The organism is Candidatus Pelagisphaera phototrophica (assembly GCF_014529625.1).
Classification (GTDB): Bacteria; Verrucomicrobiota; Verrucomicrobiia; order Opitutales; family Opitutaceae; genus Pelagisphaera; species Pelagisphaera phototrophica.
Map to the genome: position 1 here is coordinate 3088847 of NZ_CP076039.1, position 24151 is coordinate 3112997.

General features: G+C 47.9%; 21 protein-coding genes and 1 pseudogene. 13 read left to right on the forward strand and 9 right to left on the reverse strand.

From position 1 onward, the window contains the following. The first annotated feature begins 133 nt into the window (after nt 1-133). Complete coding sequence (locus GA004_RS13295; RefSeq protein ID WP_283394360.1) at nt 134-478, forward strand: cupin domain-containing protein; 345 nt, start codon at nt 134-136, stop codon at nt 476-478. Between the two features lie 90 nt (nt 479-568). Here GA004_RS13295 and GA004_RS13300 read toward each other — a convergent pair whose 3' ends face one another. Both GA004_RS13300 and GA004_RS13305 read right to left on the reverse strand, forming a co-directional pair. Next, complete coding sequence (locus GA004_RS13300; protein ID WP_283394361.1) at nt 569-1984, reverse strand: arylsulfatase; 1416 nt, start codon at nt 1982-1984, stop codon at nt 569-571. Between the two features lie 80 nt (nt 1985-2064). Then, nucleotides 2065-4560 (reverse strand): DEAD/DEAH box helicase, encoded by a 2496-nt coding sequence (locus GA004_RS13305; protein ID WP_283394362.1) that lies wholly within the window; start codon nt 4558-4560, stop codon nt 2065-2067. Between the two features lie 140 nt (nt 4561-4700). Between GA004_RS13305 and GA004_RS13310 the strand changes: the two genes are divergently transcribed. From GA004_RS13310 to GA004_RS13320, 3 genes are all read left to right on the forward strand, one after another. Then, nucleotides 4701-5351 (forward strand): DUF502 domain-containing protein, encoded by a 651-nt coding sequence (locus GA004_RS13310; RefSeq protein ID WP_283394363.1) that lies wholly within the window; start codon nt 4701-4703, stop codon nt 5349-5351. An 11-nt stretch (nt 5352-5362) separates the two neighbouring features. After that, nucleotides 5363-5986, forward strand: coding sequence for a hypothetical protein (locus tag GA004_RS13315; RefSeq protein WP_283394364.1), 624 nt, complete (start codon nt 5363-5365; stop codon nt 5984-5986). A gap of 145 nt (nt 5987-6131) precedes the next feature. Further along, nucleotides 6132-6458, forward strand: coding sequence for a DUF4870 domain-containing protein (locus tag GA004_RS13320; RefSeq protein WP_283394365.1), 327 nt, complete (start codon nt 6132-6134; stop codon nt 6456-6458). A gap of 221 nt (nt 6459-6679) precedes the next feature. Here the strand turns inward: GA004_RS13320 and GA004_RS13325 are convergent, their stop codons facing one another. The 3 genes from GA004_RS13325 to GA004_RS13335 all read right to left on the reverse strand — a co-directional run bounded on the left by GA004_RS13325 (nt 6680) and on the right by GA004_RS13335 (nt 8902). Continuing rightward, complete coding sequence (locus GA004_RS13325; RefSeq protein WP_283394366.1) at nt 6680-7906, reverse strand: nucleoside monophosphate kinase; 1227 nt, start codon at nt 7904-7906, stop codon at nt 6680-6682. Nucleotides 7907-7965: 59 nt separating this feature from the next. After that, nucleotides 7966-8424 (reverse strand): acetolactate synthase, encoded by a 459-nt coding sequence (locus GA004_RS13330; RefSeq protein WP_283394367.1) that lies wholly within the window; start codon nt 8422-8424, stop codon nt 7966-7968. 319 nt (nt 8425-8743) lie between these two features. Next, a complete protein-coding gene (locus tag GA004_RS13335; protein ID WP_283394368.1) occupies nt 8744-8902 on the reverse strand; it encodes a hypothetical protein in 159 nt (52 codons plus the stop codon). Nucleotides 8903-8948: 46 nt separating this feature from the next. On the opposite strand from GA004_RS13335, the gene GA004_RS13340 reads away from it, so the two are divergent. The 5 genes from GA004_RS13340 (at nt 8949) to GA004_RS13360 (ending at nt 15977) form a co-directional block, all read left to right on the forward strand. Beyond that, nucleotides 8949-9857, forward strand: a complete 909-nt coding sequence (locus tag GA004_RS13340) for a hypothetical protein (RefSeq protein WP_283394369.1) — start codon at nt 8949-8951, stop codon at nt 9855-9857. Between the two features lie 120 nt (nt 9858-9977). Further along, nucleotides 9978-12353 (forward strand): outer membrane protein assembly factor BamB family protein, encoded by a 2376-nt coding sequence (locus GA004_RS13345; protein WP_283394370.1) that lies wholly within the window; start codon nt 9978-9980, stop codon nt 12351-12353. Between the two features lie 350 nt (nt 12354-12703). Beyond that, the gene (locus GA004_RS13350) at nt 12704-13636 is read left to right on the forward strand and encodes an alpha/beta hydrolase (RefSeq protein ID WP_283394371.1); all 933 of its coding nucleotides are present in this window, start codon (nt 12704-12706) and stop codon (nt 13634-13636) included. A gap of 278 nt (nt 13637-13914) precedes the next feature. Then, nucleotides 13915-14907, forward strand: a complete 993-nt coding sequence (locus GA004_RS13355; RefSeq protein ID WP_283394372.1) for a glycosyltransferase family 2 protein — start codon at nt 13915-13917, stop codon at nt 14905-14907. 125 nt (nt 14908-15032) lie between these two features. Beyond that, nucleotides 15033-15977, forward strand: coding sequence for a glycosyltransferase family 2 protein (locus tag GA004_RS13360; RefSeq protein WP_283394373.1), 945 nt, complete (start codon nt 15033-15035; stop codon nt 15975-15977). Between the two features lie 442 nt (nt 15978-16419). On the opposite strand, the gene GA004_RS18020 is transcribed toward GA004_RS13360, so the two are convergent. Next, nucleotides 16420-16500 (reverse strand): ORF6N domain-containing protein, encoded by an 81-nt coding sequence (locus GA004_RS18020; RefSeq protein WP_343218861.1) that lies wholly within the window; start codon nt 16498-16500, stop codon nt 16420-16422. 356 nt (nt 16501-16856) lie between these two features. Then, entirely contained in the window at nt 16857-18674 is a 1818-nt protein-coding gene (locus GA004_RS13370) for an arylsulfatase (RefSeq protein ID WP_283394375.1), read from the reverse strand. A 107-nt stretch (nt 18675-18781) separates the two neighbouring features. Here GA004_RS13370 and GA004_RS13375 point away from each other — a divergent pair, with 107 nt between their 5' ends. Next, nucleotides 18782-20056 (forward strand): DUF2264 domain-containing protein, encoded by a 1275-nt coding sequence (locus GA004_RS13375; RefSeq protein WP_283394376.1) that lies wholly within the window; start codon nt 18782-18784, stop codon nt 20054-20056. A 69-nt stretch (nt 20057-20125) separates the two neighbouring features. Here the strand turns inward: GA004_RS13375 and GA004_RS13380 are convergent, their stop codons facing one another. Next, nucleotides 20126-20509 (reverse strand): hypothetical protein, encoded by a 384-nt coding sequence (locus GA004_RS13380; RefSeq protein ID WP_283394377.1) that lies wholly within the window; start codon nt 20507-20509, stop codon nt 20126-20128. Nucleotides 20510-20608: 99 nt separating this feature from the next. Then, complete coding sequence (locus GA004_RS13385; RefSeq protein WP_283394378.1) at nt 20609-20866, reverse strand: transposase; 258 nt, start codon at nt 20864-20866, stop codon at nt 20609-20611. A 96-nt stretch (nt 20867-20962) separates the two neighbouring features. Between GA004_RS13385 and GA004_RS13390 the strand changes: the two genes are divergently transcribed. The 3 genes and pseudogenes from GA004_RS13390 to GA004_RS13400 form a co-directional block, all read left to right on the forward strand. Further along, nucleotides 20963-21106, forward strand: coding sequence for a hypothetical protein (locus GA004_RS13390; protein ID WP_283394379.1), 144 nt, complete (start codon nt 20963-20965; stop codon nt 21104-21106). 407 nt (nt 21107-21513) lie between these two features. After that, on the forward strand, nt 21514-23460 hold the full coding sequence (locus tag GA004_RS13395) for an acyltransferase family protein (RefSeq protein ID WP_283394380.1): 1947 nt from the start codon (nt 21514-21516) through the stop codon (nt 23458-23460). 249 nt (nt 23461-23709) lie between these two features. Next, a pseudogene (locus GA004_RS13400) lies at nt 23710-23880 on the forward strand (sulfatase-like hydrolase/transferase); the annotation flags it as partial. Between the last annotated feature and the right edge of the window lie 271 nt (nt 23881-24151).

The window sequence follows — 24151 nt, forward strand, 5'->3', positions numbered from 1 at the left end:
AGACAGATATTGACCCTTCCAATTCGGCTTATCGCAAGACAAAAGTAATTGTCTTCAAGGAGGCTAAGGAGGCCGCCCAGATAAATGGGATTGCGATCCTTGCTCATCTCACGAGATATTCCCTCAACCAATCATGAGCAAACGATACAAGATCTCCCACCTCGCCGACATTGAAGCCGCTCCCTGTCCCTGCGGATTTTCCCGCCGTGCGTTCATGGACGATGACAACGAAATCGCATCCATCCACCTCGTTGACATTAAGAAGGATTCACAAACGCATTACCACAAGAAGCTAACCGAGATCTATCTGGTCCTCGAGGGCGAAGGCCAGATCGAGCTCGACGGGGAGCTGTTTCCCCTCAAGCCCATGACCGCCGTCCTCATCCGCCCCGGATGTAAACACCGTGCCGTAGGTGAAATGAAAATCGTCAACATCCCCATCCCCAAATTCGACCCCGAAGACGAGTGGTTCGACTGATTAAAGTTGTCAGTGCGATTGCTCTCCATGGGCCGCTCGCGCTCCACACACACCTAGTGCATCCACGCAAACTTGTACGATTCCGGCTTACTATCTCTCGCGAAACTCCCTGCGCTCGGCTTCCGGATTGTTGAGGTTTCCTCTCGTTTTCCATTCCGAAGGGGTATGCGCTTCAGCGAACAGCTTTTCGAAGGTAGAAACCAATTCAGGATTGCTCTTGGCGAGGTCATTCTCTTCCGCGATGTCGTTTGAAAGATCGTATACTTCAATCGGACCGGTCAACATGGGCCTTCTAACCGCTTTCCACTTATCCCTTCTTATGGCCTGTTTCGATCCTTGTTCATAGAATTCCCAATACAGGTACTCGTGACGTTTTTGCTGCCTAATCTTACCCAAAAGCGTGGGTAAGAAACTGATACCGTTCGTCGGAACTTCCAATGAATCCCCTGCGATATCTACAGCGGTCGCCATGAAGTCGACCGCTCCAGAAATAAGAGAAGTAGTGGATCCAGATTTAATTTTTCCGGGCCATTGCACGATCATCGGTACCCGTATTCCCCCGTCGTACAAGACTCGCTTAATCCCCGTCACGGGGCCATTCGCATCAAAAAACCTTGGATCATTTCCAGCTTCGCTGTGGGGACCGTTATCTGAGGTAAAGAAGATCACCGTATCTTCTATCAATCCATGTTTCTCAAGTCGCTCCACAACTTGGCCCACCATATAGTCTAAATAGGTAACCATGGCGGCCTGACCTTTGTTCTGCTTAGTCCAATCTTTGTCCTCGTAGATTCCATTGTCAGGTACTGAAGTCCCGTTTCCCGTTTCATTCCACGCCTCATTATTGGCATGCGGGAGCGTATAGGAAAGATAGAGGAAGAAGGGCTCATCTTTCTTTCGATCGATAAAACTAAGCGTCTCATCGACCATCAAAGCTGGGGTATAATCGATTTTTAAACTGGCTATTCCCTGACCCCATTCTCCCTCGTTCGGGACTTCGTTCCGCAAGGGTACACGATCCTCATTGCGAATGACAAAGGTCGGATAAAACAAGTGGGCGTGATGCTGATCCAGGTATCCATAAAAATAGTCGAAGCCCTGATTGGTAGGCATTCCCGACGTCCCTTCGTGGCCCAATCCCCACTTTCCGACCTGTCCGGTCGCATATCCTTCCGCTTTCAAAAGTTCTGCCACTGTGACATCCTCGGGACGCAAATTGTTCTTACCGTTCCCGCGAAGATAGCAATGGCCTGTATCGAGACCAGTCATCAGAACACAGCGAGAAGGAGCGCATACAGTCGAGCCGGCATAGAAATCAGTAAACCGCATCCCGTTCTCAGCGAGTCGATTAATATGTGGGGTCTGGATGAGCTTCTGACCATAGCAGCCCAAGTCACCATAGCCAAGGTCATCTGCCATGATGTAGATGATATTCGGTTTGTCCCGAGCCAGCAGCGGAACACAGAAAACTAACAATGCGGTGACAAATATAAGGCGATTTCCCATGGGTTTCAAAAAACCCGATCTCGGACAGAATGGAAAGATTGAATCGAACAAACTTCCCTAAAGCCGTTACCGTCCTCGCCTCAATCAGTCTGTGAAAGCACTAGAAGTGCTTCGAGCGACTTGAATTGGCGGGCCAACTCATCCGCCCCGGTAGAGCTATTTTGCACGATGCTATCGAACAGCTCTTGTTTGTCCTGCTTCAGCTCCTGAATTTTGTCCTCAATCGTTCCTTTTGCGATCATCCGATAGACAAAGACGGTGTTTTCCTGGCCGATTCGATGGACGCGATCAATCGCTTGATTCTCCACAGCAGGGTTCCACCATGGGTCCATCAGAAACACATAGTCCGCCGCGTTCAGAGTGATGCCAGAACCTCCTGCGCGCAGACTCACCAACATCGCTGCCGTGTCTTCGGTACTCTGAAATCCTTTGACCGGCGTTTCGCGATCTCGGGTCGAACCCGTCAATTCAAACAAGGGAAGCTCGGGAAAGGATTGAACGATCAAAGCCTTTATACGATCCAGAAATCGCACGAACTGACTAAAAATAACGACCTTATGACCGGTACCCAAAACCTCATTCAACTTCTCCAGCAGAACCATAAGCTTCCCGCTATCTTCTAACTTTGACTCCACCCATGGCAGCAATGATGGGTCACAACTTGCCTGCCGCAAACGGGTCAAAACGCTCAAGGCAGCAAAGCGTTGGCCCTTAAGCGCCTCCGAAAAATTGCTGCCTAATCGCTCCAGACCCGCAGCGCAGATGGCTGAGTATTCTTTTGCCTGGCGTTTCGTCACAGGGCAAAGCTGGTCGATCACTATTTTATCAGGCAGGTCGTGAGCAACTTGAGACTTCGTTCGGCGAAGCATGAAAGGAGCGATCTGCATTTTCAGCCGTGCCTTAAAAGGACCTGGATTAGCCTGTTGCCGCAATTCAAACTTGCTTCGACTCCCTAAAAGACCGGGCATTAAAAACTGGAAAGATGGCCAGATATCGAGCGGTTTGTTCTCAATCGGAGTACCCGATAAAGCTACTCGGTTCCGGGCCTTGATTCTGAGAGCGGCTCGCGTCACTTTGGCATCCGGGTTCTTGATAAACTGAGCCTCGTCAATTATCGCGTATTCAAATTCCTCTTCCACCAGGTGATCGATACGATTTCTCATCAACGCGAAGCTCGTCACAATCGCATCCCACCCAGTGCCTTCCTCAGAAACCAGCTTCCCCTTGTACCGTTTCGCTTTCAGTTCCGGGGCAAACTTTTCAAACTCGGATATCCAAACGGGAACGACACTCGCAGGGCAAACAATCAGCGCTTTTTTCCCCGCAGACAGTCTCTCCTTCACCAACGCGATCACCTGCAGCGTCTTTCCCAATCCCATCTCGTCCGCCAGTAAACAGTGGCAGCCATTCTCCAAGAGCCGATGCATCCATTGCACACCCTCTCTTTGATAAAGCCGAAGGCTATCCAGCCATTTTTCCCCATCATCGTTCGATTCCATTAGGGCGGTCCGCCACTTCAAAAGCTCCCCTTCTAGCTCGACGCTCGACTTCTCCTCAGGGAAGAGCGAGAATAGCTGGTAGGGCTCAAAGCCTTGAGGATTCTCCGACTCAAAATCTTCCCAGCGACTCAGGAGCTCACGCGAATCGCTGGAGAGCTTAACGATGCCCAGTTCGGGAATCAAGGCGGGCACTCCGTCCCCATCCATCAGCATGCGAGTCATCTCTTCGTTCAAATTCAGCTTGCCCGTATTTAAAACCCATTGGAGATCCAGTTTGCGGTCCTTTCTAAACTTAGCTTTAGCGGCCAACTTTAGCTCAGTTATTCCACTTCTAATGTTGGCTACATTCTCTCTTTCCTCGGTCAAGTAGGATCGCTTCCATGCTGGCCAAACTTTACCGACGAAATAGGGAATCTCCTGAAGGTTCCGCAGAAGGTATCCATTGAACTCCTCTGAATAAACAAAGTGGGACTTGCGAGCCCGTGCTGCCAGCGAGATAAGCCGTCCTCTCTCTTTACCTGTTTCAGCCTTGGGAGCGCCATCAACCCCACCCAATGCCGGAACCCTCCGACCGTCCTCAGATAACCAATACGCTTCACAAATCAAACCTTGAAAGTGAGTATCTAAAACCAGATGGAGCATTCTCTTCTCATGCTCCTCGCGCTTGCTTTGGTCCATCCCGTCGAGCGGTTCGGTGGTAATCTGACTACCAGTTCCCAAGGGGACACCATCTTCAAGATGAGACATTTCCTCATCCGCTATCAGCTCTTCAATTTCCAGAAAACCAGCTACCGCGATCGCATCAGCGAAAACCGAATCGGACGTAGAGGACCGAATCGAAAACTGTCCATCGACCCAGTCGACTACCGAGTAGTTTTCCAATTTTCCAATCTTGCAGGTCACAATCGCGTCCCCTTCTCCGACAGAAATCTCTCGGATCCGCCCTTTACGATACAACTTCCTTCCCCGTTTGAGGACGGCATCCGAGAATCGATCCTCCCAACGCCCATCAAGCCGCTCCCCCCACTGAGCGAGTGAGCACTTCGAGTACAATCGGTTTGCCCCTATCCACTGCATAAACTTTCCATAAAAAAGCGTTGTTCGAAGGCCGATCAACGCAATTCAGAACAAAATGCAGTTTCGCTAAGAACATTTTGATTAATCTAGAGTCGTTTCTTAATCGCCTAATGATGAAATTCTAAAATACTCCCGAAAACATGCTAACATCAATCCGAAGAGCCTTCCTATCCGGCGTAATACTCCTTGCCCCCCTGGGCATCACGTTTTTCGTCTTCAACTGGCTCGTCCTCAAGATTGGAGGCAGCTTCAAAGCGAAGGTTTTCTTCTTTCTCCCTCGAGAGATTCTCACCGATCCAAAACTCGAGTTGTTCTGGAATGTGACCGCTACTATCATGGTAGTCTTCCTCGTGACCCTCCTGGGCTTCCTATCCCGTTACTTCGTGGCCAAGTATCTGTGGTCTATCGGCGAGCGCCTGTTGCACACACTACCCGTCGTCAACACGGTCTACACCTCCGTTAAGCAGATCATCGAGACATTCAGCACACAAAATCGAGCGGTCTTTCAAAAGGTCGTATTGATTCAATTTCCCCGAGAAGGCGTCTACGCTATCGGCTTTCTCACGAGCAGTTCCAGAGGAGAGATCAGGAACCAGACCGACAAGCCTCTGAAAAACATCTTTATTCCCACGACTCCGAACCCTACGAGCGGATTTCTCGTGATGTTCCCGGAGGATCAAGTGAAAGAGCTAGACATGAGCGTTGGCGAAGGGATGAAGTTCATTATTTCCGGAGGAGCAGTCGTACCAGAATGGACGCATTCTCCGAGCATCGAGAGTGAAACCAAGTAGAGCCTCGCCGCATGGCCTCGCCCGAAATCTCAACATTCGCCATTTCACTGGGCAGCGAGCCAAGGGGAGACCGATACTTAGCCCACCGGCTTTACACCCAACAGCAAGGTCCCCTTACAGCTTTGGTCCGACGGTCAAGTAAGCCAGAACGACAATTCGCGATTGATCTGTTCGACGAGGGTGAGTTCCGAATCGAGCTCAAACCAGGCAGTTTTACCGGATTTCTCAAAGAGGCCCATATCTCCCGCAAACGGGGAAAACTAGCACTGAGATACGAGGCTTTCGAGATGGCCGCTCGCCTCGCAAACGTCTTACTCTCAAATCCGGTTTCAAGCGAGAGCATCGACGACTCCCTAGAGCTTCTGACAAGGGGTCTTGATTCCTGGGAGAACGGAATGAATCCGAAAGCGACCTACCTGAAATGCCTCTACCTTTACTGCCGGCAGGAGGGCTATCCCGTCAACGAGGAATGGGTTGCTCGACTACCCGATCCAAACCGCGCTTCCACGGTGAAAATCATTAACCTCCCGATTAAGGAACTAACGCCAAACGCGGCAGATTTGGGCACTATCGAAAGCCTCGAACACTATGTCGAGCATCATACCCATATCCGCATTCGCAACAAAATGGCCTAAGCTTGCCCAATCCCCTCGGCCTAGGCTTCCCTGAGAAAGGGATTTACTTTCTATTTCCAAAATAGAACAGGAGCCTTCTAACCTTCCCCCTGAAAACAATCCTTCCTTAAAGGCTGCTCCTCAGGAAGCCAAAGAATCCGTAGCTGTGAACAAAGATGCCCGAACGATGGCCCTACTCGCCCATATACTCGGCATCTTCACCTCATTCGTTGTACCCTTGATGATCTTCCTAATCAAAAAGGACGAAGACGCCTTCATCGCGGACAAATCGAAAGAAGCTCTGAATTTCCACATTGCAGTGATCATCGCTTACTTTGCACTCATCGTGATTTCTATCATCACGGTTGGATTTGGAGCCCTACTTTTCCCGGTTCTGGGATTGGGAGTTCTCATTTTAGGCATAATTGCAGGTATCAAAGCCCATGACCGCGTTGCCTACAGGTATCCCTTCACCATTAAACTGATCAAATAACCGGATCACTCGAACGCATTTGCAAAGGCGAGATCTCCGGGTTCCGCCTTTTTTCTTTCTGTGAGGTCCCAACTCAAGCGGTCTCGTAGGGCTGGCGCTCACACCATGCCACATCTGCCTCATCAAGGTAGGGCTGACTATCCCTAGTCAGCCGTTTTCCCAAACAAACGAATCCATTTAAATCCCTCCACCGAAGCAACCGAGCACCGCAAGCCGATCGCCTATCCTCGTCTCAGTTCCGACCCTTGAAAGAGTATTCGCGTTCTCCATACCTTCTTCGTTCGACAATAGATCTTACCGGTGTGGCTATCTAAAGACTCCGGGATCTCAATCTTGTGTAAATCAACGGTCGCATGGAATCCCCGCTCTGAAAAAATGTCTATAAGCATGGCCATGGCTAGCGGGCTATCCAAAATCGGGTTCTCTGAATTCACATGAGCGCTTCCCGAAATAGCATGATGCATAACGATTGGCATGATGTCCGCTTCAATAAAGCTGATCACCCGATGAAACTCCTCAGGATGCTCAAATTCGTAAATATCGAGCCGTTTCACGAGTTCCTGCCGGGCGTGTGAGACGATTTCACTAGCCAAAGGCAGTCGGCGGACACTGTCGTACGTGCACGGATCCAGCTCCAAGGAACTCTGGTATTGAAGCTCCTTTACGATATTTCGTCGCACCTCCGGCAGTGAGCCTTGGGCATTTATAAAATGGTAGTGGAATACTTCCCGCAGCGACTGGAGCGCGTCATAGGTACGCTCCTTGAAAACCTTGTAGCGACGCTGTGCTGCTTTGGGATCTGCGTCGGTTACTCGATACTCAAGTTTTTCTCCGATTCTCGTCCGATCCACTTCCTCATTGTGTATCAGAACCTCCCGACCTCGACTTAACTGCCTCTTGACGCTTTCCTTCTCGTCAATGAAAAGCATCATGATGTGAACGATCGGCTGACGAAAATTGTGGTGGTGCTTTGTGTTATCATAATAACTGCGCAACTGCAGCATTTTATGATAAAGCAGTTTCATGCACTCGACCTGAACCAGGGTTCGAGGAAATCCATCAAGAATACAGCCGTCCTGGTATTCCGGCTCCAGCATCTTCTCGAAAAGGATTTTGACCACCTCGGTATCGCCAACCAATTGCCCTGCCTCTTTGAGCTCACACATTTTGGGTGTATCCAACAACGAGCTCACCACAATGGGTCCACATGTTAAGTCGCGTGCCTCCATCATGAACGGTGTATTGGTTCCTTTACCCGCGCCGGGCGCGCCTCCTAAAAGAATCAGCTCCTTCGGAAAATGTAGATTCTCCTTGCCGTATTCAGCTTCCAGATCTGACCAAACCGAGTTAAAAATGATTTGGGCGTCCTTCACCTCCAAGTCCTGATGATTGGGCCCTGATTCTTTGGGATTCTTAACTTGATTTCCTTCGGTGTCGGCAGCTTTCATTTTCTTTCGCGAAGAGAAATCGCGGATTTATTAATTCAAAAAACTTTAAAACGCACCGATTAGCGGGAAATATCTCCCTGATTCAAGACTTTATGGTTTCGAGCTCCTAAAATATCGATTGCAATATCCATATCCTCAATACTCATTGCGAGTGCGGATCTCCCCAGAGGTCTGCTTAAGAAAGCGTAAATGTAGTGTATATTAATCTCGGTCTCCAATAACGCCTTCAGCACCAGTTCGACGTCGTGTTCACCGGCGATTTCAACTGCCAGAATTTGGCTCTCCGAGAAGGACACATTGTTTTGTTGTAACAGACGCTTCGCTTGGTCTGGATCGTCTACCACTACACGCACAATCGCACTGTCTGTCGTATCCAGGGTCGTAATTGCCAAGATATGAATCTCTGCTTGAGAGAATAAACAAGTCAAATCAGATAACTGCCCCACCTTGTTTTCCGTAAATATGGAGAACTGAACGACCGGATCTTGATTACTGACTTCGACAGATGACTGTTCCATGGAAATTTTAAGTTAAGGCACTGACTATAAGACCATTTAAAGAATCGACACTAAATACCCAAATATTGGCGAGAAATGGGGAAATGCAACTCAACCTATGCAAAAGTGCTTAGAAATGAGCTAAATATCGACCGACTGACCGCGCGTTCGCCTACCGGGCGAAGCAGCCGGACGCTTGGCTCTCGAAGCTGAAGTCCGCGTTTAGCCGATTCTCGAATGAATACCCAGAAATAGGATGCCATGAGATCGCCCGTCTACTGGAGCAGGAGGGCCCGATCATATCCGCAGCGACAACGGCTCGGAGTTCATCGAGCGCGGGCTACGCCACTGGCTTGCCGAGAATAGGATAAAGATGCTCTAAATAGAGCCGAAAGCCCTTGGCATAACGGATACGTGGAGAGCTTCGATACTGGCTTCCGAGAGGGATGCCGTAACCGAGATCAGCTTTACTCTCTTCGATCCACGCTGCGTCTAGCATATTTATTTGCTGTGACGCAGGGACCATTTTAGATCAAAGGCAATATATGTTTAGCGCTCGCTACAAATTTCTTGACAAATTGCTTGATGGGGCCGTTCCTTCGGTAAACGCCGAATACTTTGAAGAAAATATTATGAAGAAAATTCTGAGCCTATTTTTTATTTTAAATTGTTTTATTCTGCATGGAGACGATCACGATCCGGCAGCGAGTGAGGTTGACGAAAGAATGATATACGTTGTTCGCTACATCGAAGTAGCGAAAAGCGATGTAGTCGCCTACGAAGCTGCTTTGGCGGAAAAGACTCAGAGGTTCAATGTAGGGGAAGGAACTGACGAATGGTTCACCCACAAAATTTTGACTGGTCCTCGGACTGGTCAGTACGCTCGTTGGTTTGGTCCTGTACCATGGTCCGACTTGGATCGAACTGAGACGACTCACCGGGTAGGTGTCGGAACACCGGCAGATGCTGCTCGAATGAGCAATCCAGAAGTTGCTTTTTGGCAAAAGCATTTAACTCCTTTGGAGATAAATAGTGGGGAAACTGAAATCCTTGAGCAAGTTCCAGGTTCTGATTATCGTAATTTGGACATCGACCACCCTCGGTTCGGCTTCGCTCAAAGGTGGAAGATAAAACCTGGAATGGTGATAAGAAAAGAGGCTTATTTGCTTCAGTTCGCTAGAGTAATGAAGTCGAGCGGATTTTCGCTAAACGGGGAGGCTTCTCGTCTTGTTTCGGGGGGCGATTATATGATTTTCGAGTCTTGGATCGGATTTAATGAATGGGCTGAGATCGGAAAATTTAGGAGTAAAGGGTTTTCAGCCGTCTTCAACAAGGCTTTGGGAGAAGAGGGATTTGAAAAATTCCTTGCTGAATTCGCTTTGATCCATCAGGACAGCCCCACCGAGACCTCTGTTTGGGAATTTCTTCCCGCCCTAAGCAGTCGAGCTCATTAGTCCCACCTTAACACTGTGGCGACGCAGCTTCATTCTCACTAAGTTCTGCTAACTTAAATTTCCAGAGTTGGTCGGGCCTATCAACAACAGCTGAATTTCCTATCAACAAAGGATTGACCTATGTCCCCAAGATTCCTCGCCATTGTATGGTTTGCCGCAAACCTTTGGCCTTCTCTTGCTATCCATGCTGAAGATTGGCCGGGTTGGGGCGGACCTGCTGGCAATTTGGCAGCATTGGACAAACGGGTTATACCTGTTGAACAACAGTTCAAGCTAGAGGTTGCTTGGAAGGTCCCGCTGGGATCGGGTTATTCATGCGTATCCGTGTCCAACGGTGTGGCCGTCACTGGATTCTCGGATGACGCGTTCAATTACCTTGGGGCCTTCGATGCGAATACAGGGGCTCGACTTTGGGAATATCAGCTTGGCCCTGTGTACAAGGGGCACACTGGATCGCATGATGGGCCCATCGCGACGCCTCTTATTGTGGGCGACCGTATATACATTCTCGATACGTTTGGAACGCTCTTCGCTATACGTCTTCAAGATGGGCAGGAACTTTGGACGAGGGACCTGCCTGCGGAGTTCGACGCCTATGTCCCGCATTACGGTTTCGGTTCGTCTCCCGCGTATGTCGGCGAGGTACTGCTCGTGCAAACGGGAGGGCCTAATCGTCAAAGCGTCGCAGGTTTCGACATGGCAACAGGCAAGACCCTTTGGTCGATGGGGTCAGGCAGAGTCGAACAGCAAGCTCCCTTGGTCTGGGATGCTGCCGGCCAACGGCAATTACTGGCTATCGCCAACAATAGTCTTTGGGGTATAGAGCCCCTATCCGGCAAGCAATTGTGGCAATATGAATTCACCGGAACGAACAACCCGATCGGATCGCCGACAGCGACATTGACTCCTGGGTCTGGAAATCGGCTTCTTTTCAAAGATAGCTCATCCGCATCGCGATTGATAGAGCTCAGTGAAAAAGGAGGCGAATGGTCGATCGAGGACTTATGGACTACTCCTCATTTGAAGAATACTTACGTTCCCAGCATCTACTATGATGGGAACTTCTTTGGATACAATACGCGTACGCTTTGTTGCGTTGACGAGGAAACTGGCGATTTGGTTTGGCGCTCTCGGCCTCCAGGGGACGGATTTCCCATACTCGTCGATGGGCATCTTGTCATTATCACGAAGCAGGGAAAACTGAGTATCGCGCCGGCGACTTCAAAAGGTTACGAAGAGAAGGCGAGCATGCAATTGTTCGACGGTCTCGTTTGGTCGCCGCCTAGCTATGCGGATGGCAGTCTCTATCTGAGAAGCATGACCGAATTGGCGAGAGTCGATATTCAAGGTTCGACGGAGCCATCGATGGCTCTTTCCAAGGAGCTTGGAATCATCGCCAATTCGCGTTTCGAACGCTTCATTGCTAGTCTTGAGAAGTCTGATGATCGGAAGGCTTCCATCGACGATTTCATGGAATCCCAAAGCGAGTTTCCGATTATTGAAGATAAGGAGATAGTTCATTTCGTTTATCGCGGCACGGCTGACGACCTTGCGATTTCGACACCGATCATCGGCGAGCGCTTTGATCACCAGATGAATCGCGTGGCGGGTACGGATTTCTATTACTATTCGGCGAGACTGGAACCGGATGCCCGCGTCTCCTACCGGTTCAGCAAGGACTTTAGCCAGACAATCGTCGATCCGCTGAATGAATCCGGCTATGTTGAAATGCCTGATTTTGTTCGACCGAATCATCTTCGAGAACCGGATCCGAGTCGGCGTGGCCGGCTGGAGACGGTCTCGTTCGATTCGGAGGAATTGGGTAAGAAAATCGTGTTAGACGTCTATCTTCCTCACGGCTTTTCCAGTCAGCGCTTGTATCCAGTCGCCTATTTTAACCAATCTGGGATCGCTTTGAGAACCGGCATGATCGAACGTGCCCTAGACAATCTTATAGGTGAGAGTATAGAGCCCGTTGTTGTCGTTTTCATACCAACCTTGGGTACGAATCCTGTAACTAATTATGAAGAGTATGCCGGTATATTCAAAGATCGACATTCCAGGTTCGTGTTGAATGAGGTTATACCGGAAGTTGAAGGACGGTATTCGGTCAAGGACAGTCCGGATGAGAGGGCAATGATCGGCTCTATGTTTTCTGCGATCGCAACCATTCATACGGCGTTCAACTACCCAGGTTATTTCAATAAAATCGGTCTACATAATATGTGGTGGGATGAAGGCGTGGCTCGCGAATATACGCCCCAAATTCCGAATCCCGAATCGCGTTCGTTAGTCATATACAATGACTGGGCCACTTATGCTTATCGAAGTCCGAATGAGGGCACGGATGTCGTAGCCAGCGCCAGGCGGTTTGCCAATACTCTGAGGGGAAAAGGGTACGACTTTACGGGTGTCGAGCACCCTCAGGGCGACCAATGGGGTGACACTATTAATCGACTCGACAAACTGTTCGAGACGCTCTTCCCGATTCGTTAGGCGCGTCTCGCTCTCCGCCAACTTATCGGCTTCGGCGAGAAAGCGGCTGGTGTGGCATTGGCTACAGCTCTCGTGACACCGCGTTCGGGGCGTCCAGTATTCGCGAGCGCGTTTTATTTCCCAGGCTTACTCCGAGAGCCGAGTGTGCCGCTCGGCTCTACTAATTCCTATCAACTCCCACCGAATCAAATACGAACAATTAAACTTTCTATCATTAAATCACTCTTCAGCAATTCTAAAATTTATAGTTAAAGTCTTTAAAAATATGCCTATACTTTTGAGTCCAAATTGTTTCAATTCTTCATCTTGTTAGGCCTGTGATTCTTTTTTGTTTTTTTACCAACTTCACCATGAAATACTCCATTCTTCTTTTCCTCCTGTTAACCCTAGGTTCTTCGTTTTGTTTTAGCCAATCCGGGCGGGAAGCTTCATTCATTCAGTGGGTCCATAAAGAACCCCACGAAAGAGACCTCCCCGTCCCCGACTACTACCTACACAATACCTTCTTTTCCAAAGCAGCGGGACAGCAGGTGGGTTACTGCATCTACTTGCCTCCAAACTATGAGGCTGATTCTAGCAAACGTTATCCAGTCATCTATAACCTACATGGCAATGGCGGCAATGAATGGGATCGCGGACAAGAATGCACCGTTCTGCACGAAGGGATCTTAGCAGGAAAGTGGCCGCCGATGATCATGGTATTTCCGAACGGAGGAAAAACGACATTTTATAAGGATTCCTACGATGGGAAGCTACCCATTGAAACGATGTTCATCAAAGAACTGATCCCCTACATCGATAAAAACTACCGCACCATCGCTAGGCGGGAAGGCCGAGCCATTGAAGGGTTTTCGATGGGTGGTCGCGGTTCGACACGCTTGGTCATGAAACATCCGAACATGTTCTGTTCCTTATTCTGCCAAGCGGGAAACGTTCCGCATACTGCGGATGGGTATGCCCCTGACTCGCCTGATACCTATCCCAACTATTACCTAGGTCCCGACAAACAAGCTTACATCGACAACGATGCTTTCCTCCTGCTCGCAAAAAACCTGAAGGCAATCAAGCAGCTCCGGATTCTCATCGCCTGTGGTACCCAGGACGACACTCACATCGTTACCATCCGCGAATTTCATCAGGCCTTATTGGAACATGGCGTGGATCATAGCTACTGGGAGTTGGAGGGCTTGAAACACAGTCGAAAACAATTCATTAAGCTACTCTCCCCTCTTTTATACGACTACCATGTAGAGTCTTTTAGACGGGCAGGAAGTTTGGATTAGACGCGCGACTATAATATCGAAGCCATAGGAACCCCACCATATTCCCTCATAACCACCCCCCTTTTCACTCCCTCAAGCCAAAAGCAAATTTCTAGCAGTCACCAATGCTAGTATACATGGGTTTCTGGGAGGGGCATCACTACCCTTGTTAAGTTTAGGTGATACGACTTGGCTAAGGCCCGATGAATTACAGGGCCTTTTCGGGGATGTGTCCATTAATAGTTAGATTTGTAATTTTTTACCTGACTTATGGTAACAATAAGTTATGTCTTTTTGACATGTTACCTGAAGGTCCAGTTGTTGCATTCGTCCCTCAGGAGGTATTCAGCACGACTCAAAAATGTTTAAAACGACTCTATGAAGTTACCGAAGAGCCTTTTGACTTGGTGTGTATTGACGGGAATTCCGATAGCAAGACAAAGGCATTCCTAGAGGATTACTCTCAGGAGAAGGGTTTCACATTGCTTAGGAGTGAGCGCTATCTCCCCCCGAACCAAGCTCGCAATATGGCCTACGAGTGGGCTAAAGAAAATTCGGAAGGGGATTATATCGTATTTATCGATAATGACGCCTTGGTGTCCTCAGGTTGGCTTACTGCTATGGTTAATTGTGCGGATGAAACAGGCGCTGGCCTCGTTGGCCCTGCCTATTATGAGCATCTTCCTGAGTGCTCAAAGCTACACATGTATGGAGGGGAATGTGGTATTGAACGCGATGAGTCTGGCGAATTAACCCTTTTTGAGCGCCACGATTGCCAGCACAAAGACGAAGCAGGGTTGGAAACTCCGCTTGTCCGCAAGTCGACCGGTTTAATCGAGTTTCACGCAGTATTAGTGAGAATGGACTTACTCGCAAAAACTGGAGGCCTTGATCCGGCACTCTCGTGCTTTGCAGAACACGCCGACCTTTCTATGTTAGCCAAGCAACACGGCTATGAAATTTGGCTGGAGCCAGACTCTAAGGTGACGTATGTCCCGCCTAAGCGTTTGGAGCGAACAGACCGCGATTTTTTCTTCCTCCGTTGGAGTGAGGATTGGATGCAAGCAGATCAAAAGCATTTGATAGATAAGTGGGACTTGGAATATTTCCCGAACACTAAAGGTCGCGGCCTTCAATGGCTTCGGATTCATCGTGGGTTTGGATGCCAAAGTGTATCCAGAGTTCGCAAGATTTTTGGCAACAAAATTGGGCGATTCTATGAAAAAAGAATATTTAAACGCCTCGAACCGAAATGGAATCGCTATAAGTACGCCTCTCACAAATGGAAGTAGCTCAAACTAACATTCAACTTTATAATCAGCTCACTGCGAGTGAAGAAGGCGTCCCTGGATTTAAGAGACGTAAGAAGGGAACGGCTTTAAGCCGCCTTGTTAGACAGATCTCAAAAAAATAGTCTATGGATACTATAACGAAGGGCGAGGAGGGCGTCGCTGTGGTCATACCAGTCCATAATCGCCCCACGATTCTCCAAGAGACATTGGTGTATGTTATGAGGCAGACCTTGCTGCCTAATAAGTTGATCATAGTCGATGACGGGTCCTCTGACGATACCGCATCGCAAGCAGAGGACTGGTTAAAAGCTAACGCAGGCTCTGTCGACTGGATGTTAATTCGTAATTCACATTCTGGGGCCGCGATCGCACGAACCACTGGATTCAAGGAAATCGGTGATCTCCAATACGTAGCTTTTTTAGATTCAGATGATCATTGGCCCACTGATTTTCTAGAGCGATGTGTGGCTAATCTAGAGGCCAGCCCTGATGCTGTATTAGCGATTACTGAGCGCAAGTATCGCATTCTTGCGGATGAAATGCCTCAGTCCTCAGGTGGAGCCGAGATAGTGGCAAATCCAATTCCCTGGCTGTTCGAACATGGTGCGGGAATCACTTCTTGTTCACTTTTACGCACTAGCTCAGTCCGTAAGGTGGGTGGTTGGCCGATTAGACTGAGCGGCGAAGGCTCCGATGATAGCGAGTTCTTCTGTTTATTGTCATTGGAAGGGCCATGGGCTTTTGCCGAAGGAGAGCCAGTCCTCTTCCATATAGGGAATGCTGTGGAAAGGAATGAATCAGTTAACTTGAGTCGTAAATACGCTGATAGAGATTTGCGATGGGCTCGGAGTCACGAAGATATCTATCAAAAACTTCTGAAATTAGACCCTTCGCTGAAAACCACTAGATTGAAAAAATCATTGGCCGAACGCTGGTATCGAGCGGGTAAACACTGCCATAAGGTTCGTGATTGGTCTGAGGCTCGTTCTTGTTTTCGACGAGCGCTGTATTGGAATTCTCAAAAATGGATATATTGGAAGCGATTTTTGAAATCTGGATTCAAAGGATGATTCGCTAGACCGACGATCGCCGGCCGTTGAAATCGATCAATGATACCAATAAGGCCTCTTGATCCACACCAATCCACGGAATTTCTAACTTTGAAGTGCTAAACCAACCTTTAGCCTTCCCTTCGCATCGGATAGGAACAATTGAATTTCCTATCAACAATCAAATTCATTCTATTCCTCTAATTATATGATCTTCAAACACGCATCGATCCTCTTTTTTACCATTGTAGTTTGATCTCATGCAGTCGTGGCCGAGAAGCCTGTCCCTACCCATGCGGATGTTTCCTATGGCGCACACGATAAAAACGTATTCGATATTTGGATAACTCCATCAGACAACCCCACACCGCTGGTCATCTATATTCACGGCGGAGGCTTTCGCAAAGGAAACAAAAATACCATCACCGAAGACTCGTTGAAACAATTTCAAGAAGCCGGTCTATCACTCATCCGGGAACCGCTTAAGGTTTCTTTTAACCGACTGATTGAATGCTCCCGTGCGAACTCCGTAAATGTTCGCCAAGTCACTATTTAAAACGACAGATAATCCACGAACGGTGTAGATCTCAGGTTGTTGATCGGTCAGTGAAAGCTGAGAGGACTTCTACTTAGATCCCATAGCATTAGATTACTGCCTCGTACGGCTATCGCTCAAGCTCATGCTCTTCAAAAGGTTTCGGAGCGATAATCCAAAGGGATCTAACGAACGTGGTGACACCAACACAAAATCCCGGAAACACCAGCTTCAGGTTCTTTTAGAATCATGCACCCTGGGAACATGGACCCTTAAGATTTTAGCATTTTGAGTAAGCTTACAGATTGGTTGAGAGCAGAATACCAAACAACAAGGGCCTACCCCCTAAGGTCTCTCTAGGCGGTTTATTTCCGCGTAACATATACAAAGAAAGCTCCGGAGATAGGATCCCGGTAACTTCTTTCCAACCATGTATGAAGAAGGATGGGACCTTCTTCGAGCTGGAAAGTAAAGGTAGCCGACGTATCCGAAGGGTCTACCGTCGTTCTCTGCACTTCCCTGCCCAACTGAATGCGCACCTCTCCAACAGGCAATGCAACCCCCTCAACTCCCCACCTGACTCGATAATCCGCCATCGCTGGAAGGCCTTCAGTGAAAGATGCATTTACCTCCTTTGGCCAACGCCGTACTTCAAACTCGTATTCCCCCGCCTCGGCGACTTCCAGATTCCAATAACTATTTTTCCCTACACCGCGACGGACTTGCACTTGCTGGTCGACAAAGACGTCCAGCCATTCACAAGCAGAAAGCATCATGGGGTTCTCACGATCGCTTCCGATTATCACCGCTTGGGGCTCGTTCACGATGTCTTTCACATCGTTCCACCAACGATCTAAATGAGCCCGCATCTTAGCGGCCACGTCCGGATACTGATCGATGACGTTTGTCTGCTGCAGGGGGTCACTTTCCAAATCATAAAGCTCTCGATCCTGCAACATACGCCAGCGTTTCCACAACACAACTCCCCCTTCTCGGTGCATTTGAGACGGGGCATTCGGCGAAGGATATTCAAAGCCGAATGGGAGCCGACTATAGTTAATTACGATCATTCGATCCTCCGGTGGTAATTCGACTTGTCCTCGAAAAACTGGGGCCAGATTCACACCATCAAAGCGGGGCGAATTAGTGGGTTCGATATCACAGAGATCGAGCAAAGTAGGCAAAATGTCCTGAATCGTGGTAAGTCCCAGGATATCCCGCGATTGGCCTAGATTACCACCGGGCCAACGCAAAAAGAAAGGCACTCGATGGCCGCCCTCCCAAAGCTGGGCTTTTCTGCCACGCATGCCGGCCGGAAAATACCGGTCTCCAAAATTGGTGCCGTTGTCGGTTTGAAAAATGAGGATGGTATCTTCAGCCAAGCCTTCCTCTTCCAAAAAGTCCATCAAGCGACCCAAGTTGTTGTCGATATTCAGGATCATGCCAAAGAAACCGGCCAAGTCATCCCGCTTTACACCTGGAAATTGAGGCAAATCATGCCCCTCCATGGCAGCATATGCCGCTTTCAGCTCCTTCTCAGGCGCCCAAAATGGGCTGTGAGGAGCATTGGTGGGAATGTAAGCAAAAAAGGGTTCACCAGCATCGGACTGCCGCTTGATCCAATGCATGGCTTCTCGAAAGAAAGCGTCCGTGCAAAACCCGGGAACCTGCTTTCGCTTTCCATTCACCATAAAAGTGTCGTCAAAATAATCGTTATCCCAGAAATCTCCAGCGGAGTTGATGTGAGATGAGGGAAACCACAGGGTTTCATCGAAGCCACGGTCTTCAGGACGATAGGGATAATTGTCTCCAAGATGCCATTTTCCGAATATGCCCGTTTTGTAGCCCGCGTCCTGAAAGAAATTGGCCATAGTAGGCAGCTCTGCCCGAAGCAAAGTTCTCCCTGAGCTGACATTTATGGCCCCATTTTTGGCCGCATCCAAACCTGTCAATAATTGACCACGACTAGGCGTACACATCGGAGCTGCATGGTAGTCCGACAAACGAAAGCTTTGATCATGCAGTTTGTCCATGTGCGGTGTATTCAGAATAGGATTACCGTGCACCGACATTTCGCCGTAACCTTGATCGTCAGTCATCACATAGACGACATTGGGACGGCCATATACAACGCCCTCGATTAGCAGAATGGCGAGTAGAGAAAGGAAAAAGAAGCGCCTCATGAATTGATCTAAAATCTAAAAACTGAGACCTCGCCTAACAGGGTCAATCGTTTTCCAAAGCAATTTAACTTGAATCTAGCAGCCAAGCTTTAGTAATTCTTCGAGCTATGTCACGAAGCCGCCAGCTCATTCACTCTCAGACCCGACCAATCCAATGTATTCAACCACTCTCAATTTTAGTCGGTTTAATACTTCTTCTTGCGACACCACTCCTCAGCAATGAAAGCAAAGATACCGGTCAATGGGACCGGCTCTATACGATTCATGTGCTACGCCAGCTGGCCGACCCCGTATTGAATCCGCTGAGCAGGAATGAATTGCACCAGTCCGTGCCGAAACGGGATTGGGAGATTGAACAGAATAATTTTCAAAGCTCACCCTTGCAGGCCTTCGTTCGAGTGCTATCCGGTATTGGTCCTTGGTTGTCACTCGGCGCAGACGAAACAGAAGAAGGCCAGTTGCGAGCACAGTACATAGAACTTTCTCGGACTGGTATCATCAACGCGACAAGCCCAGAGGTGCCCGACTTCATGTTTGGAGAAGCAGCCCGTGATCGCATTGTTCATGCCCACAACTTAGCCTATCCACTCGTTGTAGCGAAAAAACAATTGTGGGAGCCCCTGAGCGAAAAAGAGAAAGGAAACGTAATCACAGCCCTAAAATCCCACCGCCCCTTTGAGGCATTTCCAGGCACCTGGTTGTGGTTCTCAGCCATCATCGAAGCCACGCTCTGGGAGCTGACCGGCGAATGTGAAATGCAGCATATCGAACGAGCTGTAGAAAGCTACATGAACTGGTACATTGGCGATGGTTACTACACCAATGGAGAAGTATTTAATTGGGATAACTACAACAGCTATGTCGCCCAGCCGCTCATGCTCGAAGTGCTGCGCATCTGCAAAGACCAGGGACACTCGTTGGGTGATAATTGGGACACAGTCAAAGCTCGCGCGTTCCGTTATGCCGAGGTGCTTGAGCATATGATTTCTCCCGAGGGCACCTTTCCAGTAATCGGTCGTTCCTCTGTTTACCGTTTTGCTTCATTGCAACACCTGGGGTACGTCGGAGCGCGAGTGGATTGGCCAGAGCTTCTTGATCCTGGCGCAACCCGCGCGGCCATGACCACGGTGATCAAACGCATGGTTGAGGCACCTGGGATGTTTGACGAAAACGGCTGGCTGCAACCCGGCTATGTTGGACACCAACCATCGGCCCGTGATAGCTACATTAATACCGGAGCACTTTATAACTGCACACTTGGCCTCGCTCACCTTGGCATGCCGGCCGACCACCCTTTCTGGACAGCTCCGAAGGCAAAGTGGTTTCAACAAAGCGTTTGGAGCGGAGAAGACGTAGCCAACCAAAGAGCCTACCGTGAATAGGCCTGATCGAGATCGAGTTAAACCCTCGTGGTCCTCTGGAAAAGGAATCGCGTTCACATTCTCAGCCCACTACAAAATCCCCACCTCTCGGCAAGCCAGCTGCGCAGCCCGCTCTCGATGAACTCCGAACCGTTGTCGCTGCGGAAGTGTTCGGGTGCTCCATGTCGCTCGAACCACGTGGACGGATAGGCATTCCCGAGCGTATTCGTCCAGTACGTTGAGCATGCGAAGCGTTCCGCCACCTATAGTAGTGTCTTGAACGAAGTCCCAAGTCCAGACGTGGTTGAGATGCGTCACCTTGGTAAAAATTCCGGTGGATCGGCCTCTACGTCTTCGTTTGGGCTTCTTTGCCGGAACTGCTAGGTCGAGGTCGCGACGCGGCCGCTGAACGTTTCGGGCCCCGACCAACCAGCCCTCCCGCTTCAGTAGACGGGCGATCTTCGGGTATCCCATTTCAGGAGATTGGTTCGAGACTTGGCGATCGGCAGACTTCGGCTTCGAGATACAAGCTTTTCGGCGATCTGCCGCTTCTACCAGGGGCTCAAACCTTTTTTACAGAGTCTCCTTTAAAAACTCTTTGCCCAGTATCTCGTCGGCGAGCATTCGCTTGAGCCTAGCGTTCTCCTTCTGAAACTCTTTGAGCTGTTTGGCCTGATCGACCTCCATCATGCCGAACTCCTTCTTCCAGCGGTGGAAGGTTTGCTCGCTGATCTGCTGCACGCGGCAAAAGTCCAGAATCGTCTTCTCGCTTTTCTCCGCTTTCTTCAGAACGCGGATTTTCTGTTCGGTTGTGTATCTTTTGCCTTTCATTGTATGGGTCCTTTCTAAAGGCCCAGACTAACTATTCAAGCGGCACAGTTCTCGTAATCTCGACCACAAAGATAAATTCTAGACTGAATAGCAAAAATGAATCTGATAAAAGTAATGTTATCTATCCTCGCTCCATTAGTTCTTTCAGTGGATGTGGCTTTCGCCCAGGAAATCGCCACCGTGATACACCATTTCGTCGAAAGAGAGCACATGGCGGAATATTTAAAGCGAGAACAATAATATTGGACGCCGATCGCTGAAAAAGCTATAGAGGAGGGGGTAGTTACTAGCTGGTTCCATAAGGTTTTGTAAACATATCGTAATAAGCGTTTTAAGATAAAATAAAACGTAGTAGGCCATCAAATACGTTCACTCGTCAGAACCTTTAGACTGAAATTATAGAAAACAGCAATAATAAGCTGATATATTACGTACCAAGGGGGTAGTTTGCTTGAAATCACTTTTTTGATTAATTTTAACCAATTTAGGGAGGTTAAATTAGGGCATCAACTCAGCCATCTTCTTATAATCACGCTTACAAATATCTTATCAAATAATTTTCCGTAAAAGAACTCTTTTAGGCATGAATCCTGCAATGGTGGCTACATGAATTATTCGTTAGGCCTCGATTTGTAATTTAATCTCAGATGAAGCCTGCAATCGCAAATGGCGGATGTAGTTCCCGCATTCACTACCTCGATAATCTAAGAGCTGTGGCAATGATGCTTGGAATCGTTATTCACGCGGGCGTTTTTTCTGCTACTCTCCCGAATGGTCCATGGAGGCTACATGAAAGTTCAGACAGTCTATTATCGTTAATGCAGCTAATTCATTCTTTCAGAATGCAGCTGTTCTTCCTGATTTCAGGATTTTTTTCTGCGATGGTAGTTGGAAAAATCGGCCTATTAAGCTATTTTGTTAGTCGTACGTATAGAATTATAATTCCACTGGTTTTATCGCTTATCTTCCTTGCACCCATCATTGCTGCATCTGAGACAATCGATTTAAGTTTTAAAAATGATGGTTTTCTTACTTATTACTTAGAGTTTTTGACAAATCCCTCTTACCTTATAAAAGGAGTTTGGCCTACAGGCGGATGGTTTTACCATTTTTGGTTTCTACAGTTTCTTGCTGTATACGTCCTTGTATTCTCTCTTTTTCGTATAAAGGGTCTCAACAAAATCATTTCAAAAAAAACCTGTCAGGTTTTAGGCTCTTTTTTTTGCACGCATTTTGGACTTTGGGTTTTGATCTTTTTTACCTACTTGGTTTTGCTCTTCGGACCACCTGGCATGCAGGTTCCGGGAGCGGGATTTTCAATCATTTCACTTCTTTATTTTGGTATATTTTTTTACTTTGGATCTATTGTATTTGAGAGGCCAAGGTACTTTGAAGATTCGACGAAAAAATTCACGATATATCTCATTCCACTGCTGCCGGCTTTTCTCTTCCTTTTTGAGCTCAGACCTCTGATTGAATCCACGATGGGACCCGAGTTTTTAGGCCAAAACTGGACAATATTTTCGTGGCAAATTCATTCTGGTAATGAAGGCAGTTGGAGTCATCCTATATTAGAGAATTTGTACAATGCGGGTAACTTTTATGTTTTTGATTTCTATTGGCATTCGTTTGCTGCATTGAGATCCTTCACATCCTGGATAGCGATTTTTTTATTTATATCATTGTTCATACGCTTTTTCAATAAGAAAGGTGATGTTTGGAGGTATGTTTCTGACTCATCTTACTGGGTTTATATTATTCATTTTCCAATTCAGCACTTTATGCATGTCTTTGTTTTCAGAGATTCAATAAGTTCTGCCCCGTTAGTTTTCCTTCTGCATATAGTTTGCTCATCTGGATTGAGCTTTCTTTCATATCACTATTTAGTGCGATCAAGCCTTGTAGGGGCTCTTTTGAATGGTAAAAAGCACAATCCTAAATCGATTAATTACGATTACTTAAGAACTTTGTTATTTTGTAAAACCTCGATAGCAATAAGTGGAACAGTTGCTCTAGCTTTTTGCATATTCATTGTATCGGAATTATCAAATAATTCGAAAATATTAAACTTGGGTTTGTTCAAGGATAAGATCGCAATGGAAGAGGCTATTAAAGCCGAACCGGGGATTAGCCGCTACAGTCGTAGGCCAGACGGGCGAAATCTTGCACACATGTATGCAACCAAAAACAATAATTTCTGGTTTCCGGAGAGAACTGACGTTATGAGTGTTCTCAAAATGATAGAGACTGACGGTACAAGTTTAAATTCTCTCGATGATTTCGGATGCACACCTCTTCATTATGCCGTGAGATCGGGTAATGTAGTTGTGGTAGAGAGCTTGTGCGAATTGGGTGTCGACCTTAATATTGCAAATCGGGTAACCACATCTACCCCTCTTCACTATGCGGCTTCCTCAGCAAATGATGAAATTATAAAAATATTGATCAGAAACGGTGCGGATGTTTCTAGGGTAAATAAGTACGGTAAAACGCCTCTAGAAAACTACACCAAATTCGCTACAAATCCCGATTCATTGATTCTGAAAAATTTGGGACCGCATTTTATACTTAGCAGCCATCTGAAAGAAATTTAAACCTTTTAAGTCATACAAAATAAAATTAAACACCGGATGGAGATCTTAAATTCAGCAACATTGGCTTTTATAAGAAACGCTTGAAATGTATCAGCTGCCGTCTTCCTGTTCTCATCCGACGCTCAAGAATTAAGCAATAGTAGGGAATCAGCTGTATTTCCGCCTCTTACGTCTGAGCAACAAGCAGCGAAGGAGGCCCTATTAGATTGGAAACAACTGTCCCCGGCCGCACCGAGCCCGAACATTATTATGCTATTCGCAGACGACTTAGGCTACGCGGATATTGAGTGCTACGGTTCCAACGATATTCCTACTCCGACCATCGACAGCCTTGCTGCTCAGGGCATGAAGTTCACCAACGCATATGTCACAGCAGGAACCTGCAGTCCATCTCGTGCCGCCCTCCTAACAGGACAGTACCAGTAGCTATTCCAAGCCACTTCCAAGGTTCTAAGCGTCTTCCTGCACCTCTCAAAGATGGATCATAAATGCTTTGATCAATTAGACCTCGTTCACCTTGGAACCAATTATCTCTGAGTCGCGTTCTTTCACTTTCCTCGAAGCGAATTATCTGGTTCCATTCCTCTTGGGTAACAGAATCATAATCAAATTGGAAATAAACCAGAGCACACAATTCAGAAAAGTCCTTGTCGGCAGCATAGGAGGCATGTTGGTCAATGCATTCCATAGT

Coding starts and splice junctions, on each gene's coding strand:
- GA004_RS13310 (WP_283394363.1), top strand. CDS start 4,701: ATGCTAACATCAATCCGAAGAGCCTTCCTATCCGGCGTAATACTCCTT.
- GA004_RS13380 (WP_283394377.1), bottom strand. CDS start 20,509: ATGGGATACCCGAAGATCGCCCGTCTACTGAAGCGGGAGGGCTGGTTG.
- GA004_RS13325 (WP_283394366.1), bottom strand. CDS start 7,906: ATGAAAGCTGCCGACACCGAAGGAAATCAAGTTAAGAATCCCAAAGAA.
- GA004_RS13370 (WP_283394375.1), bottom strand. CDS start 18,674: ATGAGGCGCTTCTTTTTCCTTTCTCTACTCGCCATTCTGCTAATCGAG.
- GA004_RS13355 (WP_283394372.1), top strand. CDS start 13,915: ATGTTACCTGAAGGTCCAGTTGTTGCATTCGTCCCTCAGGAGGTATTC.
- GA004_RS13385 (WP_283394378.1), bottom strand. CDS start 20,866: ATGAAAGGCAAAAGATACACAACCGAACAGAAAATCCGCGTTCTGAAG.
- GA004_RS13360 (WP_283394373.1), top strand. CDS start 15,033: ATGGATACTATAACGAAGGGCGAGGAGGGCGTCGCTGTGGTCATACCA.
- GA004_RS13330 (WP_283394367.1), bottom strand. CDS start 8,424: ATGGAACAGTCATCTGTCGAAGTCAGTAATCAAGATCCGGTCGTTCAG.
- GA004_RS13305 (WP_283394362.1), bottom strand. CDS start 4,560: ATGCAGTGGATAGGGGCAAACCGATTGTACTCGAAGTGCTCACTCGCT.
- GA004_RS13350 (WP_283394371.1), top strand. CDS start 12,704: ATGAAATACTCCATTCTTCTTTTCCTCCTGTTAACCCTAGGTTCTTCG.
- GA004_RS13390 (WP_283394379.1), top strand. CDS start 20,963: ATGAATCTGATAAAAGTAATGTTATCTATCCTCGCTCCATTAGTTCTT.
- GA004_RS13345 (WP_283394370.1), top strand. CDS start 9,978: ATGTCCCCAAGATTCCTCGCCATTGTATGGTTTGCCGCAAACCTTTGG.
- GA004_RS13395 (WP_283394380.1), top strand. CDS start 21,514: ATGAAGCCTGCAATCGCAAATGGCGGATGTAGTTCCCGCATTCACTAC.
- GA004_RS13340 (WP_283394369.1), top strand. CDS start 8,949: ATGTTTAGCGCTCGCTACAAATTTCTTGACAAATTGCTTGATGGGGCC.
- GA004_RS13335 (WP_283394368.1), bottom strand. CDS start 8,902: ATGCTAGACGCAGCGTGGATCGAAGAGAGTAAAGCTGATCTCGGTTAC.
- GA004_RS13315 (WP_283394364.1), top strand. CDS start 5,363: ATGGCCTCGCCCGAAATCTCAACATTCGCCATTTCACTGGGCAGCGAG.
- GA004_RS13295 (WP_283394360.1), top strand. CDS start 134: ATGAGCAAACGATACAAGATCTCCCACCTCGCCGACATTGAAGCCGCT.
- GA004_RS13375 (WP_283394376.1), top strand. CDS start 18,782: ATGTCACGAAGCCGCCAGCTCATTCACTCTCAGACCCGACCAATCCAA.
- GA004_RS13300 (WP_283394361.1), bottom strand. CDS start 1,984: ATGGGAAATCGCCTTATATTTGTCACCGCATTGTTAGTTTTCTGTGTT.